This window comes from Paenalcaligenes sp. Me131, assembly GCF_050487225.1.
Taxonomy (GTDB): Bacteria; Pseudomonadota; Gammaproteobacteria; order Burkholderiales; family Burkholderiaceae_B; genus Paenalcaligenes.
Map to the genome: position 1 here is coordinate 169,877 of NZ_JBKQGY010000003.1, position 15,124 is coordinate 185,000.

General features: G+C 50.5%; 13 protein-coding genes. 8 read left to right on the forward strand and 5 right to left on the reverse strand.

The genetic code is table 11. From position 1 onward, the window contains the following. The first annotated feature begins 200 nt into the window (after positions 1-200). The 6 genes from ACLPHM_RS12400 to ACLPHM_RS12425 are packed head-to-tail and all read left to right on the forward strand — an operon-like array spanning position 201 to position 6,906. Positions 201-2,132 carry an LTA synthase family protein gene (locus ACLPHM_RS12400; RefSeq protein WP_430221542.1) on the forward strand — a complete coding sequence of 644 codons (1,932 nt, stop codon included), beginning with the start codon at positions 201-203 and terminating at the stop codon, positions 2,130-2,132. Then, positions 2,086-2,478, forward strand: a complete 393-nt coding sequence (locus ACLPHM_RS12405) for a GtrA family protein (RefSeq protein WP_430221543.1) — start codon at positions 2,086-2,088, stop codon at positions 2,476-2,478. Before ACLPHM_RS12400 ends, ACLPHM_RS12405 begins: the two co-directional genes overlap by 47 nt. Further along, on the forward strand, positions 2,462-3,487 hold the full coding sequence (locus ACLPHM_RS12410; RefSeq protein WP_430221544.1) for a glycosyltransferase family 2 protein: 1,026 nt from the start codon (positions 2,462-2,464) through the stop codon (positions 3,485-3,487). Before ACLPHM_RS12405 ends, ACLPHM_RS12410 begins: the two co-directional genes overlap by 17 nt. Beyond that, positions 3,471-4,934, forward strand: a complete 1,464-nt coding sequence (locus tag ACLPHM_RS12415) for an ArnT family glycosyltransferase (protein WP_430221545.1) — start codon at positions 3,471-3,473, stop codon at positions 4,932-4,934. The genes ACLPHM_RS12410 and ACLPHM_RS12415 overlap by 17 nt, the downstream gene beginning before the upstream one ends. A gap of 1 nt (position 4,935) precedes the next feature. Beyond that, positions 4,936-5,637: a response regulator transcription factor gene (locus tag ACLPHM_RS12420; RefSeq protein WP_430221546.1), complete on the forward strand. Its 702-nt coding sequence runs from the start codon at positions 4,936-4,938 to the stop codon at positions 5,635-5,637. Between the two features lie 3 nt (positions 5,638-5,640). Next, on the forward strand, positions 5,641-6,906 hold the full coding sequence (locus ACLPHM_RS12425; RefSeq protein ID WP_430221547.1) for a HAMP domain-containing sensor histidine kinase: 1,266 nt from the start codon (positions 5,641-5,643) through the stop codon (positions 6,904-6,906). A gap of 31 nt (positions 6,907-6,937) precedes the next feature. Here the strand turns inward: ACLPHM_RS12425 and pntB are convergent, their stop codons facing one another. The 3 genes from pntB to ACLPHM_RS12440 form a co-directional block, all read right to left on the reverse strand. Continuing rightward, positions 6,938-8,314: a Re/Si-specific NAD(P)(+) transhydrogenase subunit beta gene (pntB, locus tag ACLPHM_RS12430; protein ID WP_430221548.1), complete on the reverse strand. Its 1,377-nt coding sequence runs from the start codon at positions 8,312-8,314 to the stop codon at positions 6,938-6,940. 11 nt (positions 8,315-8,325) lie between these two features. Further along, positions 8,326-9,864, reverse strand: a complete 1,539-nt coding sequence (locus ACLPHM_RS12435) for a Re/Si-specific NAD(P)(+) transhydrogenase subunit alpha (protein WP_430221549.1) — start codon at positions 9,862-9,864, stop codon at positions 8,326-8,328. A gap of 213 nt (positions 9,865-10,077) precedes the next feature. Further along, the gene (locus ACLPHM_RS12440; RefSeq protein WP_430221550.1) at positions 10,078-10,596 is read right to left on the reverse strand and encodes a hypothetical protein; all 519 of its coding nucleotides are present in this window, start codon (positions 10,594-10,596) and stop codon (positions 10,078-10,080) included. Positions 10,597-10,917: 321 nt separating this feature from the next. Between ACLPHM_RS12440 and ACLPHM_RS12445 the strand changes: the two genes are divergently transcribed. Both ACLPHM_RS12445 and ACLPHM_RS12450 read left to right on the forward strand, forming a co-directional pair. Further along, a complete protein-coding gene (locus ACLPHM_RS12445) occupies positions 10,918-11,067 on the forward strand; it encodes a hypothetical protein (protein ID WP_430221551.1) in 150 nt (49 codons plus the stop codon). Positions 11,068-11,164: 97 nt separating this feature from the next. Next, positions 11,165-11,740 carry a YggT family protein gene (locus ACLPHM_RS12450; protein ID WP_430221552.1) on the forward strand — a complete coding sequence of 192 codons (576 nt, stop codon included), beginning with the start codon at positions 11,165-11,167 and terminating at the stop codon, positions 11,738-11,740. A gap of 75 nt (positions 11,741-11,815) precedes the next feature. On the opposite strand, the gene ACLPHM_RS12455 is transcribed toward ACLPHM_RS12450, so the two are convergent. After that, positions 11,816-13,354 (reverse strand): class I adenylate-forming enzyme family protein, encoded by a 1,539-nt coding sequence (locus ACLPHM_RS12455; RefSeq protein ID WP_430221553.1) that lies wholly within the window; start codon positions 13,352-13,354, stop codon positions 11,816-11,818. Continuing rightward, positions 13,351-15,117 (reverse strand): ABC transporter permease subunit, encoded by a 1,767-nt coding sequence (locus ACLPHM_RS12460; protein ID WP_430221554.1) that lies wholly within the window; start codon positions 15,115-15,117, stop codon positions 13,351-13,353. Before ACLPHM_RS12460 ends, ACLPHM_RS12455 begins: the two co-directional genes overlap by 4 nt. Positions 15,118-15,124 lie beyond the last annotated feature (7 nt).

Below are 15,124 nucleotides of genomic sequence, written 5' to 3' on the forward strand. Positions count from 1 at the left end.
TATGCCACACATAGCGCTATTACCACCTCAAACAGAGCCACTTAATGACACGTTTTGTTACGCAGAAAGATTACTTCAACCTTCAACTTGATGAAATCTTGATATTTGCTTGATAAATACCAACCAAACGCTTTTCTACAATTTGCCTACATTCTCCTGATTAGGTTGGGCTTTTTAGCTCACCAAACGAGTTACTCACTATGTATTGGCAAATTCTTTTTTTCAGCATCAGCACATTCCTATGCTTAAGCCTATCCAGACTACTGCTAAGTCTTTGGCAATACAAACGAGTTCATAACGCTGGCGGCTTACGTCCAATTATGTTCGGCGGTTTGCGCGTTGATACCACCACGGTTGGTTTTGCGCTTGCCCTACCTTTGCTGCTTGCCCCTTGGTTTAACGATGCTCTGTGGGCTCAACAAATCACCGCTGTGTACTTAAGCGCAATGTGGCTGTTGATACTCTTACCGGAGTTATCCAGCGTGCAATTCATCATGGAATACGATGTACGCCCTAACCGTCTGTACACCGACTACCTGAAACACCCTAAAGAAGTAGCTGGCATGTTATGGCAAGGCTATAAGCTGCCTGTGTTTGGCGCCTTAGTCTTGTTAGCGCTGCTGTGCTATGCCGGTAGTGCCGTATTTGGCCGTACATTCCCCTTCGCACAATCGTTTAGCTGGCCAGCCGCCTTGGGCTTAAGCCTAGCGAGTGCTGCGGTGTCATTCTTAGCCATTCGCGGCACGCTGCGTCATCGCCCCCTGAACCCTTCTACCGTTGCGTACTGCGGTGACTGCTTATTGAACAGCTTGGCCTTAAATTCCACGTATAACGTGGCCTACGCCCTGTACAGCTTAAAAAATGAGCGCTCGGCAGCAGACCTGTATGGCGACCTGCCCACGGCAGACATGCAGCGCTTGGTGCTGGATCACGCTGGCATACAAAGCACGCACCCTGAATTACCTAGCTTGCATCAACACATTGCCAACCACTCACATGCAAGACCATTGAATATCGTCATTATTGTGGAAGAAAGCTTAGGTGCTCAGTTTGTGGGTAACTTAGGCGGGCAAGACCTCACTCCAAATTTGGACAAGCTGTCTACCGAAGGGTGGAACTTCCGCAAAGCCTATGCCACCGGCACACGCTCAGTACGCGGTTTGGAAGCGCTGGTATGTGGTTTCCCTCCCTCGGCCTCGGATGCTGTGCTGCGTCTTTCTGGTGCTCAACAGAATTTCTTTACCTTGGCCCAAGGCTTGAAACCCTTGGGATACCGTTCACACTTTGTGTATGGCGGCGAAGCCCATTTTGACAACATGAAAGGCTTTTTCATGGGCAACGGCTTTGACGAATTGCATGAGCGTGCGCAGTTCAAAGACCCCGCCTTTGTCGGCACCTGGGGGGCTAGCGACGAAGACATGTTCAATAAAGTGCATGAGATTCTGAGCGACGCTCACGACACGCCTACCCTATGCTTGGCGTTTTCGGTTAGCAATCACTCGCCTTGGGAATACCCTAGCGGCCGCATCACCCCAGAGGGAGAAACTGCCAGCGTACAAAACACCGTTCGTTATGCTGATTGGGCTATAGGCCAGTTCTTTGATCGCGCCAAACAAGAAAGCTACTGGGAAAACACCGTATTCTTGGTGGCGGCCGACCATGACGCCCGTGTAGGCGGTGCCGATGCGGTTCCACTGCGTCACTTCCATATTCCGGCTTTGATTTTGGGCGGTACTGTTGCTGCTAGACAAGACGACCGTATCATCAGCCAAATCGATTTGCCTGTGACCTTATTGTCATTAGCCGACGCCTCGATTGTGCACCCGATGATTGGTCAAGACTTAACCAAACGTCAAACAGTAGAGCGCGCCATCATGCAATATGGCGAGAACTTTGGCTACTTGCAGCAAGACCTGTTGACGGTATTGGAACCAGGTAAAAAACATCGCCAATTTACCTATACCGCTCCAGCTGACTATCAGGTAGTAGAAACACACCCGCAAGCGCTGGAAACCGCCAAAGCGTATGCGCTCTGGCCTACCTATATGTATGACTCTCGTAGCTATACCATCGCTACTACTCACGATGTCCAAAACACGTATTCCCACGCTCTCAGCATCGCTGCTGAGTAGTGTGACCGCCACGCTGCTGCATATCTGTGTGTTTTACGGTTTGCTGCAGCACTCGGTTCCCGCTCAAACGGCAACCTTTATTGGAGCGATTAGCGGTGCGGTTCTGAACTATATGTGTCAATACCATTTGGTGTATCGCAGCACACGAGCTCACCGCTCAGCGGTACTGCGATACCTGATGCTGGTGTGTACCAACATTGGATTGAACTCGCTTATTTTTCAGGGGCTAACCGCCGTGCTACCCACGCTCCAACCGTTATTACTACAAGCGCTTACTAGCGCCAGCCTTGCCACACTTAATTTATTTGCTTATCAGAGGATCATCTTTCATGAACGCTCCTGCTGAACCCTGGAGAACACTACATACCTCATCAGCAAAAATGCTGAGCGTAGTGATCCCACTGTACAACGAAGCCGCTGTACTGCCACTGTTGATCCCTCGTTTATTAGCCATTTTGCAAACCACCGGTTTACCCCACGAAATCGTGTTCGTAGACGATGGTAGCCAAGACAATAGCCTTGCCCTACTACGACAAGCTATAGCCCAAGATCTGCCCTTGCGCATCGTTGTCTTGAGCCGAAACTTTGGTAAAGAAGCTGCCGTAAGTGCAGGTTTAGAGCATTGCAGAGGCGATGCAGTCATTGTGATGGATGCCGACTTACAAGACCCGCCTGAGCTTATTCCTGACATGGTATTAGCATGGGCAGCAGGTGCTGACGTAGTCACGATGAAACGCCGCACTCGCCAGGGCGACTCTTGGCTAAAACGCAGCACCGCGCACCTGTACTACCGCCTACTCAACCGCATGAGCAGTATTCGCATTCCTGCAGATACGGGCGATTTCCGGTTAATGTCTAGGCAAGTCGTTAACGCCATACTGCAATTGCCAGAGCGCAACCGCTACAACAAAGGGTTGTTCGCGTGGGTAGGCTTTACCACACACGTGATTGAGTATGACCGTGCGCCGCGCCCTGCAGGCCACAGCAAATGGAACTATCTGCACCTTTGCAACTTGGCCTTAGATGGCATTACCTCATTCTCATCCGCACCCTTACGGCTGATTTTGTTCAGTGGTTTGCTCATTTTCATCGGCAGCATGCTCACAGGGTTATGGCTGCTGGTAGAGCATTTATACATGGGCACTCCTATCACCACACTGACGCTAGGCATTTTGCTGTTGGGCACGTTCAGTGGCTTGCAACTGAGCGCACTAGGGTTAGTGGGCGACTATGTAGGTAAAGCCTATTTAGAAACCAAACAACGCCCTGTATTTTTGATTAAAAGCATCATTGGCGCGGACAGCTCACTGCTATCGTCTTACCAACAAGACTACAAACATGCCTCACAGATCTAACGGCGTGCCGCGTACTCTGTGGTCGCTTCTGCTGTTAACGCTGTGTAGTCAGTTACTGATCATGTGGGCATTGCCGTACGCAGATAGCTCAGAACCTCGTTATGCGGCTATTGCCCAAATCATGGTGCAAAGCAATGACTGGATCACACCATGGTTTTCCCCTGATGTTCCCTTCTGGGGCAAACCACCCTTATCATTCTGGGCGCAAGCCTTGTCGTTCAAGGTGTTTGGCATCCATGAATTTACCGGTAGGCTGCCTTCGTGGTTGGTCAATATCGCCATTACCGCACTGGTTATGCATGGCACACGCTGCATCATGCCAGTGCCACCACACGCTACCCGCACTGAGTCTTACACCCCGCTACTGGCTGCGGTGATCTACAACACCATGTGTTTAGCATTCAGCAATGCTGGTGCCGTACTGACCGACCCTTATTTGAATCTGGGGCTAAGCCTCAGCATGGTGGCGTTGCTACAGCAAGCGGCTCAGCCGTCTACAGCATGGGGCTGGGCATTTTTTGTGGGGCTGAGCATAGGTATGCTCTCTAAAGGCCCGTTAGCGCTGGTATTTTGCTTTGCCCCCTTAGTATTGCTGGCTTTTTTCAGACGTCGTTTTGTCTTGAATTTACTTGGCCACCTACCGTGGGTGAGCGGTATTTTACTGTTTTGTGCGCTCTCCCTACCGTGGTATATCTTGGCAGAGCTCAAAACACCCGGCTTTTTGAATTACTTCTTGATTGGTGAGCATATCAGCCGTTTCCTAGTACCTGGCTGGCAAGGCGACCTATACGGCACAGCACATCAAGCCCCACTAGGGAGTATCTGGCTGTCGTTGCTCCCCGCCACCTTCCCGTGGGGATTGCTCAGCATTTTCTTGCTGATTACGGCATGGCGCAAACAGGGATTGCGCGCCCTCAAGGCGCTCCCTAGCAACCGCCTATACCTACTCATTCTGGCGCTGTTCCCCGCGATATTTTTTACTGCCGCTGGCAATATCCTGTGGACCTATTTGTTACCCGGCTTAGCGCCCTTGGCGATAGTGACGGCATACTACTTCCCGCCTCTTAACCGTCCTATACAACGTATGGTGCTCGCCCTTACAGCCCTAGTTCCTGTGGCCGGACTGGTGCTGGCCGGCCTGAGCTTACATGATGTCACCCTGACCAAGACTGATCGGCCCATTGCTCAAGAATTTTTAACACGAGCCGCCCCTAGTGATACCTTATACTTCGTAGACAAACCTAGCTTTTCTGCCAGGTTTTACACTCAGGAACGCACCGCATCAATTGATCCGGCAGTATTCAACAGTAACCACGCCACTGCTGCCCCTGCATTTGTTGTGATTGCGAACGACAATACCCAAATGTTGAAAACTATCACTGACCTGCGCTACACCGCTATCGCACACTCCAAGCGCTATCAGTTATTTATGCGTTCACAACCTTGATATGACACAAAATTTTGGCAAAATTCGCTTGTTGATCGTTGAGGATAATGTTTCTCTGGCCGAGAACCTGTTTGAGTACTTTAATGATGAATCCCAGTACTCTCCTGACTTTGCCTCAGATGGGCTCACGGCGTTACACCTGCTGGCCACCAACCAGTATGACGTCATTGTGCTGGATGTCATGCTGCCTGGTATTAACGGCTTTGAAATCAGCCACCGCATACGCCACGATTTGCGTCGTAATACGCCCATCATCTTGATTACGGCTAAAGATCATATTGATGACAAAACGCAGGGCTTTAATGCGGGCGTAGACGATTATTTGGTTAAACCCTTTGACCTTAAAGAGCTAAGCCTACGTGTGCAAGCGTTAGCGCGTCGTAATACCGTTTCGTCCGATCCACTGCTGCATTTCCAAGACGTGAGTTTTGATCCAGACACCTACACGGTATATGTGAAGCAGCAGCCAGTCGGGACACTGACTGGCTATAGCGCAAAGATTTTTGAGTTGCTATTACGAGCATGCCCCAGACCCGTCAATCATGAACAACTGGTGGAGCAGGTTTGGGACGGACGCCCCACCGAACATCACACCGTACGCACCCATGTGTATGCCTTACGTAAGCAGCTCACCGAATTCACACAACTGCCTTTGGTTAAAACCCTGCATGGCCGTGGTTATATTTTGCACAACGCTGAATAACCTATGAAAAGCATAGCCTCTAGAGTTTACAAAGCACTCTTTGCCCTCTCGCTGATCAGCATGCTCGTCACCATCATTACGGTGCTACTGACCAATGAGCATCTAGAGGACGTGTTATTGGGTTCTCAGGCCGATCACATCCCTCCTGAATTACTGAGTGCGCAGCATCAACAACATATTTTTATTTGGGATGGTGCACTCAATAAAATTGCGTTTATTCCTACTGGCGCTACTGTGCCTGATGAGTTGCCAGTTCCTTTCTCTCCCACGCTAGAGCATACAAAAGCGGAAATCGAGTTAGGGGATCAAACATACCTCATCAACATCGAGCAAACGGACCAAGGGACGTTATATTGGGCACGTAATATCACGGCCTTTGAAGAACGAGAGACCACCTTATTAATCTCTGTCACCCTGATCATGGTGGGCATGGTGGTACTGAGTTTGCTCTTAGCCTACTGGAGTAGTCGTAAACTGATTGCCCCACTGTCGGCTCTTAGCGAGCAAGTGGCTGCACTATGCCCAGGGAAAAAAATACAGCCACTAGACCTTAACTATCAAGATCGTGAGTTGCATCACATTGCTATGACCATGAACTTGTTTTTAAGCGAGATGGAAGCATTCATTGCGCGTGAGCAGCAACTGCTCAGCCTTGCCAGCCATGAACTGCGCACGCCTATTGCCGTGATCTCGGGTGCGCTCGATGTGATTGAGCGACGCAACCAACAACAAGCCAATGATCGCCAAACGTTATTACGTATTCGCCGTGCCTCAGTGGAAATGGCCGATAACGTGGATGCACTGCTGAAATTGTCGCGTCAAGACGCACACAATATCCCCATAGAGACGATCAACCTCGCAGAAGCCATACACACCATCATTCAGGATACCTCGCACTTTTACGATACCCACCAGCGCGTTACTGTACTAGCGCCATCCTCGGAGATACACCTGGTTAGCAACCCTGTGCTGGTCAGAATTTTGCTGCGCAATGTCATACACAATGCGTTGCAACACACTAGCGGCCCTATCACCATCACCCTAGAACCCTCGCATATTGGCATTTGCGACCAAGGCTCTGGGCTGCCTGTGCAGAGTCTGTCTACGTCATCCCTCCAAAAAGGCAGTAGTGGCCTAGGGCTATATATCGTGACGTTATTGTGTGAAAAACTAGGCTGGACTTTACACATACAGCACGACGCCCATGGCCATTGCGTCTACATACACTATGCAGAGACCAGCCCACAAGGCTCAAAGGCCTGTTGTTAAACAGGCCTTGGTGAGTTGCTGATTTAGGCAGTTATAGCGCTTTTAATATCTGCTCTACCGTTGCTTTGGCATCCCCAAAGCACATAAACGAGTTCTCGTTATAGAACAGCGGATTAGGTACGCCGGCATAGCCAGAGTTCATCGAACGTTTGAACACAATCACGTTCTGCGCCTCCCACACATGCAATACCGGCATGCCAGCAATAGGACTGTGCGGGTCCGTCGCGGCGGCAGGGTTTACCGTATCGTTCGCACCGATCACCAACACCACGTCGGTACTCGCGAAGTCGTCGTTGATCTCGTCCATTTCCAACACGATGTCGTAAGGCACACGCGCCTCGGCTAACAACACGTTCATATGCCCCGGCAAACGCCCCGCTACAGGGTGTATACCAAAGCGCACGGTGATCCCTTTTTGGCGCAGAAACTCGGTGATTTCTGACACGGCATTTTGTGCGTGTGCCACGGCCATACCGTAGCCGGGTGTGATGATGACAGAACGTGCATTTTTCAGCATATCGGCCACATCGGCAGGCTGAATCTCACGGTGCTCACCGGTTTGCTCTGCACTATCTGACACCCCACTCTCCGTGCCGAAACCACCCGCAATCACCGACAAGAATGAGCGATTCATGGCTTTACACATGATGTACGACAAAATCGCACCCGATGACCCTACCAACGCACCTGTCACGATCAGCAGATCGTTTTCTAGCATAAAGCCCGCTGCCGCTGCTGCCCACCCTGAGTAGGAGTTCAACATGGACACCACCACTGGCATATCCGCACCACCAATGGAAGCTACCAAGTGCCAGCCAAACGCCAGCGCAATCAGCGTCATCAACAGTAAAGCAATGGTAGAACCATCGGCACTCACAAACGCCAATAGCAGCAAGAAAGCGACTACCAAAGCCGCTAAATTCAGCTTATGTTTGTGCGGCAGCACCAAGGGTTTGCTGGAAATACGGCCATTTAATTTGCCAAACGCTACCAACGAACCGGTACATGTCACAGCACCGATAAACACACCCACAAACACTTCTACTAAATGAATAGTGTGCATATCTGGGGACACGCTACCCGCATTGGCGTAGCTGTTATAGCCCACCAAAACGGCGGCCAAACCCACAAAGCTGTGCAGTAATGCAATCAGCTCGGGCATCTGGGTCATTTCTACACGCTGCGCACGAACCAGACCAATAGCTGCACCAATTAGCATGGCCAGAATAATCCAGCCAAAACCAGACGCTTGATCGCTAAAAATGGTCGCGATCAACGCCAGCGTCATGCCAGCCACACCAAAGTAATTACCGCTACGTGCAGTTTCCTGTTTGGACAAACGCGCCAAACTTAGGATGAACATCAAGGCTGCGATGATATAAGCAGCTGTTACTAGACCTTGAGACATTTCTTTTCCTTTTATTTGTCTTTACGGAACATCTTGAGCATGCGGTGGGTCACAAAAAACCCGCCGAAAATATTGATGCTCGCAATCAAGATGGCAATAAAAGCAAGAAACGACACCCAACCATTGCCTTGTCCTATCTGCAATAAGGCTCCCACCACAATAATGCCGGAGATCGCATTGGTCACTGACATCAAAGGCGTATGCAGCGAGTGTGTGACATTCCAGACTACGTAGTAGCCCACCACGCACGACAGCACAAACACAATCAAGTGATTCAAGAATGCGGCGGGTGCATTCGCCCCCAACCATAGGAAGCACAGACCGCCTACGCCCACTGCCAGTAATTTCTTCCACAGCGCCATAGGCGGTGCGGCAATAGGCTCAGTTGGTTTAGCCACTTTCGCTTGCGTGGGTGCTGCCGACACTTGAATAGGTGGCGGTGGGTACAGCAGCTCGCCTTGGTGACAGACCAGCATATTACGCAGCACTACGTCTTCTTGGTTTAGCACCGCCACACCATCTTTAGCGGGTGCGAGTAACTTCGCCAAGTTCACTAAGTTAGTGGAATACAACTGCGATGCTTGGCCTGCTAAACGGTTGGCCAAATCGGTATAACCAATCACCGTCACGCCATTGGCGGTAGTAATGGCTTCACCTGGCACGGTGTACTCACAGTTGCCACCCGTTAGCGCAGCCAAATCCACAATCACCGAACCCGCTTTCATGCTGTCTACCATCTCGCGGGTAATCAGTTTAGGGGCTGGCTTACCCGGAATCGCTGCCGTCGTAATGATGATATCTACCTGTTTGGCCTGCTCGGCAAACAGTTTCATCTCTGCGGCGATAAATTCATCGCTCATGGTTTTGGCGTAGCCATCACCACTGCCCGTATTTTCTACAGGAATATCCAGCTTCAAGAACTGGCCACCCATGGAGGTGATTTGCTCCGCCACTTCCAAACGCGTGTCGAAGGCTTTCACAATTGCGCCTAGCTGACGTGCCGCTCCTATGGCAGCTAACCCTGCTACGCCCGCGCCAATCACCAACACCTCGGCAGGAGGCATTTTCCCAGCAGCAGTAATCTGCCCCGTAAAAAAGCGCCCAAATGCACTAGCAGCTTCTACTACGGCTCTATAACCACTGATATTCGCCATGGAAGACAAGGCATCCATCGCTTGTGCGCGAGAAATACGCGGCACCATATCCATGGCCAACACAGTAACCTGCTTTTCTTGCAGGCTCTGCAGCAACTCGGGGTTTTGGGCTGGCCAAATAAAGCACACCAGCATAGTGCCGGGCTGTATAAGCTGTATTTCGTGGGAAGTAGGCGCATTGACCTTATAAATCAATTCGCACTCCCATACGCTGCTTGCATCCGCTACCGTTGCGCCAGTAGCGCTGTACAGCGCGTCGTCAAAACTGGAGGCTTTTCCTGCGCCAGTTTCTATCACTACATCAAAGCCCAGCTTCTGTAGTTGCTCCACACTCTTTGGTGTAGCCGCTACACGAGTTTCACCGGGTATTGTCTCCCTGGGTATCCCTATTCTCATCGTTATCATCCTTATGCGGTGCGCTATACCTATTGATTAGGCTATTAAAATAATTAACGATTTTTTGTGCGCGATAAAGTCTTTTGCTGTGCGATACGAACATCCCCCCTATAACAGCACATATCTACCACTAAAGTGTTGTGTAATGACCAAGAAAAACCCCTGTTAACCATAGGCTAACAGGGGCTTGATGAAAACAGCTTACTGACTGACTTAGAACGGCAGTCGGTATCCTGGAGACACTTGCTCTAGGTTGTACCGTGTACCGGTTTCAGAACGTACCACCAATCGCTTACCCTGTTGGCGTTCGATGACGAATCGGTTGGTGAACAATGGATCATCTGGCTCTACTGCCAAACCATTAGATTCTAAGGTTTGCAGCACCACAGCTTGGCCATCACGCACCCAACATCCCGCTTCGGATAAACCTTGGGATGGTTGACGTGGGCGTTTCACTTGCTCGGTGTATTGCATTTGGCCATTTGCCTGCAGCGTCACCAAGGTACGCAGCTCGCCTTGAATACCTTTTTCATTACGCTTACTCAGCCAGTTCCCGATCACAGGATCTTCTGGACTTGCCGGAGTACACGCAGCAGGGCGCGTTTCCACGGCTGTATTGGGTTGAGCTGTTGGCGTTTCAGTAGGCATAGTCACACAACCGGCCAAAGCCAGTGTTGCCAAACCTGCTAGGTAATTCATCCCTTTTCGCTTCATCTGTGCGCCTGCACGCATAAGTCACCTTTGCGAATACTGTGTTGAACAGAGCACTATCTCTGTGTCCTAGCAAAATATTCTACCTCAGCTCATAGGCTTTGCCTGCCCTCTATGAGAATTTCTCTACACTCTGTAGGCTCCTACATTTTGTTACCCTAGAGAGGCCCTAGGTATTTCTCTGTAGGTAGCTAAAACATTCGCCACAGAGGGGGCTAAAATAGGACACTAGAAAGCAGACTCATGCCTGTAAAATAGGCATGATTGAATCTTTATAGCCAGTGTGCTGGCATTCGCCACCTCGCCACTGCCTATGACTTACATGCAAGGAGTAGCCTCACTATGGCCACAGCAAAAAAAGCCAGCAGTACCACCGCTAGCAAAGCAGCGGCTACCAAAAAACCTGCCAAATCTGCCGAGAAAGCACCCGCAGCAAAGCGTGATGTGAATCCTGCAGGTTCTTGGCCGTTTCCTACTGGTAACCGCCCATAAGGTAAGCGCACAAAACATCTGGGCCAGGCCATTAAGACTGGCCCGTGTTTTTTAAGCTTACGGATCTACCCTTTCTGCTTTTTCTTCGCCTTCTGCCATGTTCACTGATATTTTGTACTTTATTGCGAATATTGCCCTCAGCTTACTGGGCATAGCTTTTGTGCTGCGTGCATGGTTGTATGCCATACGCCTGCACCCATTTAACCCGTACTCTCAAGCCATTTTCAAAGTGACTGACTGGGCGGTACTGCCTTTACACAAACTCATCCCCAATCAGCAATACGTAGACTGGCCAAGCCTTGCTGCCGCCTACATCGTGGCCTACGTACACGTCGCCCTGACGTTGCTGCTGCTCACCGATGCAGGTTTGTTTGTGCCCGGCGACTTCTGGCTACGTGCGTTGTTATCTGCCGTGTTCACCGTAGCGGGTTGGATTGCCAACATGGTGTTGTGGGTCACATTGATTCAAGCTCTGCTGTCTTGGATCAATCCAATGGCTCCTGTGATGCCTATACTCAATACGCTGACTGCACCCTTGCTAAACCCCATACGCAGACTATTGCCACGCACCGGCGCTTTTGACTTCTCGCCATTGGCGTTGCTGGTACTGGCCCAAATCTGCATCTTTATTTTGGGTAGACTGAAACTCGGTGTTTTTGCTGGCGTCTTCTAAGTGCTTAGCCCGCTGTAACCTAGGCATCAAAAAAGCCCGCTTCTGCGGGCTTTTTTGATGCCTAGGTTACAGCTCTCAAGATACAGTGGCGTATCTATCCCAGGCCAGAGCACTATTTTTGTCCAAACAATGCTTTTTGATACGTTCACTAGGTGTTAGCTCGAAACGATCTACGGCACGGTAAAAACGCGGCATTTGGTAGGACGCTAGCTTATTAGTTGCCCACTCTATCAGAGTACCCCACTCTACCTCACTGCCTGGTCTGAATTTCACGTACAACAAGATTTCTTGTTCACCGATTTCGCTGGCCACCCCTACCGCTGCAGAGGCTTCTACCGCATCGTGCTCAGCAAAAACTCGCTCAATTTCCCATGCCGAGACGTTCTCACCGCGTACACGCATGCTATCTGTTTTTCTACCTACGAAAAACAGATCACCATCCGTATCACGCCATGCGGCATCGCCGGTATAAAGCTTGCCCTGTATTAACGCTTTTTGTGTGGCTTCTGGATTATGCAAATACGCAGGTAAAAACACGCCCTCTAACGGGCTGGACAGCACTATCTGACCAATTTCGCCTTCACCTACAGCTAGCCCCTCGTCATTCAGTAGTTCTACCTGAATCCATGGCAATGCTGTACCTATAGACCCCGGCTTTCCAGTCGCATTGAAGGTGGCAAAACTGGAGCACTCTGTCATGCCATAACACTCGCGTAACTCGCAGCCTAACTGCTCTTGCACACTTTGCCATGCGTTTTTAGATACACCAGCACCCCATGCCGTTTGAATGCTCGCGCCCTCTGGTACTTCGTCTTGCGGCAAACGCACCAGAATATCCAAAATACCGCCCAGATAGTGCAAGTGAGTAGCTCTGGCTGCTTGCCATTGCGACCAAAAACGACTGGCTGAAAAACGCTTCACAATCAGCAGGCAAACACACTCTAAGAACGGTACCAGTAGCATCTGTGCGCCCCCTATGTGACATAAGGGTTCCCACAAAAACAAGCGTGCACCTTCTTTGACACCCGCCACCTGAATAGCTGCCTCACTGGCGACGCGCATCATTCTATGGGTGAACACCACACCTTTAGGCGCGCCGGTGGTGCCCGATGTGTAGATGATGCATAAAGTGTCCGATGGCGCTATAACCGGGTTCTGTAACACTGCATCACTCGCTATCTGTATCTGCTGCAGTTCCACCCAATTCTCTGCACTGACTCCGGCATCAGCCAACACCTCAGCAAACTCAGCTTCCGCAATAATTAAGGATGGCACGGCGTGCTCTACGATGTAACGTACGCCCGGCCCCTTCACCTTGGTATTCACGGGAATCCAGATCACCCCAGACAACATCAGCGCATACAGCAACGCTATATGCTCGGCTGTGTTGCTCAGCATGACCGCAACGCTATCCCCTTTTTTGATGCCACGCGCCGCCAACCATTGCTGGAATCCCGCTACCTGTTGCCCCAACTGTTTTCTAGAAAGCGGCACAGACTCAAACTCAATCACATCTTGTTCAGCAGTTTGCGTCAGCCCTCGGTACAAGAGTGGCACCACATCCCACTGATCATTTTCTATACGTTGTGCAAAATACTGCTCAAAACCGTTCATAGTCCACTACGCCTGTTTTTGAAATAGGAAGAAATTGAAATCACTGCGGTTACCACAATCAGCAATACCGTCGATACCGCTGCCAACGTAGGCGTTACGGCCAACTGAATGTCATCCCACATTTGTTTAGGCAACGTGGTGTTGATACCGCCACTGACAAAAATGGCGATGGTCAGGTCATCAAAAGAAACGATGAACGCAAACAAAAATGCTGACGCTAAACTGCCGGCCAATAAAGGCAAGATCACCGTACGTAGACGCGCCATCACCGACGCACCCAAAATACGAGCAGCATCATCCAAGCGCCAATCAAACAGTCGCAACCCCGCCGATAACGTGACCACGGCATAAGGCAGTGCCAACACGGTATGACCAATCACCATCCCCAGATCAGTGCCCACTAAGCCAGTGCTGGCAAACAGGTACAGCAACCCGATAGCAATCACGATACGTGGCACGATTAACGGTGCGACAAACACCCCAAATAACAACTTGGTCCATTTGGAAGGCAATTTAGTCAACGCAAAGGTGGCCCCAAAACCCAATACCACCGCCAAAAATGCCGTCGTCAGCCCTATGCCAAAAGAACGAATTACCGCGGCTTGCCACACAGAAGAGTTAAAGAATTCTTTAAACCACCGCAGGCTGAATAGTTCAGGTGGGAACGCCACGACAGCATTCTTCGTAAATGCAATGGGCACCACGATAATGACGGGCAGCACTAAAAACAGCAGAATCAACCAGGTATAACCGCTAAGAGCCCGATTTGATGAGGAGGATGCTGGCGAAGCAAGCGGTAAGAATCTATCCAACCGCTGGCCTATAAACAGCAACATCTTCAGCATCACTCCTGAGCCAGATTTGCTACTACGTTTAGCCTCGGCACCTGCCAACGATGTCAGCCCCACCATTCGGTCATACACGTAGAACACCACAATGGAACACAACAGCAGCACCGTTGATAACGCCCCGGCAAACTTCAGGTCAAACAGCTCCAACACGGAAGAAATCACCAACTGGGCAATCATGGTTTCGCGTGGCGTACCCAGCAAAGCAGGCACAATAAAGAAGCCCAAGCTAGTAATGAATACCAACAACCCGGCAGCGGCCACACCTGGCATAGAAAGCGGCAAGAAGATGGTCAGAAAACCCGTTGCCCTACCGGCTCCCAGCGTTTCAGCAGCTTGGCCTAACTGCCTACTAATGCCTTGCATAATCGGTAGCATGGTCAATACGGCTAAGGGCAACATGGCATGCACCATACCCACTAGCACGCCTGACAACGAAGGCATCAATGATGCATTGCCATCAATCAGCCCCAAGGCTTCGGCCACGCTGGTCAATACCCCACTACGTGACAGCAACAGCATCCATGCGTAGGTTTTCACCAGATAGCTGGTCCAAAACGGCAGCATAATCCACAGCAACCAACGATTCCTGCGGCGCTCGTTGAAGCTACTCAGTAGTAACGCAATGGGATAGCCAAACACCACTGAAAACACAGCTGTGAGGATGGAAATACCAAAGGTTGTCCACAGCACTTTGACGTATACCGGCGTTTCAAACAGTCGTGCAAACTGTTTAACGCTGAACTCGTCCTCGGCTGACATAAACCCACCCTGCAAGATTTGCAGTACGGGTAATAGAAAAAACACACCCAAAAAAACGATGGCAGGCAAAGCAGGTAACCAAGCCCGTAAGTTTTTTCGCAGTTTGGATGGTCTAGGCTCACTTAACGAGAGCGTCGCAGCCCTATTGTTCATGACTTGC